At 31.1% G+C, this 1,972-nt stretch carries 3 protein-coding genes; all 3 read right to left on the reverse strand.

Annotated features, from left to right (window positions below):
- The coding region (locus tag ABWO04_RS11470) for a superoxide dismutase (RefSeq protein WP_353079823.1) at positions 1-587 on the reverse strand (587 nt) is incomplete at its 3' end.
- Positions 588-670: 83 nt separating this feature from the next.
- On the reverse strand, positions 671-1,231 hold the full coding sequence (locus ABWO04_RS11475) for a DUF6642 family protein (protein WP_353079824.1): 561 nt from the start codon (positions 1,229-1,231) through the stop codon (positions 671-673).
- A 5-nt stretch (positions 1,232-1,236) separates the two neighbouring features.
- On the reverse strand, positions 1,237-1,947 hold the full coding sequence (locus ABWO04_RS11480) for a potassium channel family protein (RefSeq protein ID WP_353079825.1): 711 nt from the start codon (positions 1,945-1,947) through the stop codon (positions 1,237-1,239).
- Between the last annotated feature and the right edge of the window lie 25 nt (positions 1,948-1,972).

Raw genomic sequence — 1,972 nt, forward strand, 5'->3', positions numbered from 1 at the left:
CGTTTGTTTTGGTATTTTAAATAATACGCGTGTTCCCAAACATCAATTCCTAAAATAGGTGTTCCTTTGGTTTCTGCAACATCCATTAACGGATTGTCTTGATTTGGAGTAGAAGACACCACCAATTTGTTATTTTTATCAACAGAAAGCCAAGCCCATCCTGAACCAAAACGAGAAGTTGCAGCCGCATTTATTTTTTCTTTTAAAGCATCTAAACTTCCAAACGTTTCGTCAATTGCTTTTTCTAAACCTCCAGATGGCTTCGTGTTTTGTATTGGAGTTAATAGCGACCAAAACATTTCGTGATTATAATGTCCGCCTGCATTGTTTCTAATTGCTGGACTCAACTTTGATACATTCGAGAAAATCTCTGTGATTGTCATTTTAGCGGCTTCAGTACCCACAACTGCTGCATTTAAATTTTTTACATACGCCGCGTGGTGCTTGCTGTAATGAATTTCCATAGTTTGCGCATCTATAAAAGGTTCTAAATCTGTGTAAGCATAAGGCAATGCTTTTTGAGAAAACTGTGCCGAAACAGAAAGAGTTAGTAAAAGTAAAACGTATACTATTTGAAATTTTTTCATAATTATGATTTTTGAGTTGTAAAACTTGTTGTAGCAAAGTTAGTTGTTTTTTGGAAAGTCCGATACGTTTTAACAGGAAGTTATTAATAATACAATCTAAAATCTAATACTTTACAAAGGGTATAATTTTTTTCAAAAAGCGTTTCAACTACTTCGTCAATATTTTCGTTATCTTGAAAGAGTTTAAAAAATTCTAAATCTAAATTGTAACTTTTTAAATTGGTGTATTTTGCACCATATCCAGAAATGGCTTTTGCACTAGTAACATCTAAGAAAAACTGAGCTTCATCGTTAGTTAATTCAAGTGTTTTGGTATTGGCAAAATGAATGATTTTACCTTTCATTTTTCCTTCAAAAAGTTCGGCAATTTCATCTAAACTATAATAGTAATCGTATATGCAAATGGTATTGTCTTCGCCTTGCATTACCAAATAAATAATTTCATAATTCGTGAAATTATGGTCGTCGTAGAGTAGTGCCGACAAACTTTCTTCTAACCCTTCAATCGTATCGCACGTTTTATAAATAGAGGCTATTTCGTAATTCAGAGCCAAGCGTTCTAATTGGTGCTGAATGTCTGTAACAGTAACCTTTTCGACATCTGAAACGGCTTCCAAGCAAAAAATAAATTGGTTATCCATCATTTATATTACTCTTCGTTATCAAAATACCCTTTATTTTTTACTTTGGCTGAAAAGAAGTTTAAAAACAATACCACAAACGATAAAAAGAACATAGCTTGAATACTAACTAATACTTTAGCATATGGTGTTACGGGGTAAAAATCGCCATATCCTACAGAGTTTGCCGTAATTATGCTAAAATAAACGGCATCAAACCAATGTGTAAAAGGTTTGTTCATATTATCTCCCAAAGTATATAAAACAGCAAATGCAAAAACAATTTCTAAATAATTTAAAAACAACAATAACATCGAACGTTTATATGACTTTGGTCGCGAAAGCATATCTGAAGCGAAAATTAATGTAGGTATATATAAAATGGTTTCTAAAAGCAGGTATACCATAATATAAATTAAAATATTTTGATCTTGTAAGTTGTTTTTTAAGATATAAATTGGAAATAGTAATTTTAAAATGATGTAAGAATCCATTGCAATATCTTGATACTCATAGTTTTTTCTTGAAAATAAGTACTTAATGTAGACACCAGGAAAAATTAGTTGTGAAATTGATAAAGACAATCTAAATATTTTTTCAATGCCGTTATCCTCTTGATGGTCGTTATTCCAAATGGATTGGATATTTACTATGCGCTTTCGAATGGGATTTACTTTTAAAAGCGGCTTGTCTGTTTTGGTAATATTTCCCAATAATAGTTTTCTTAAAAAATGTTTCATATTGTATGGGTTGAAATTTTATATA

Origin of the sequence: Flavobacterium sp., assembly GCF_040382755.1 — a bacterium.
Lineage (GTDB): Bacteria > Bacteroidota > Bacteroidia > Flavobacteriales > Flavobacteriaceae > Flavobacterium.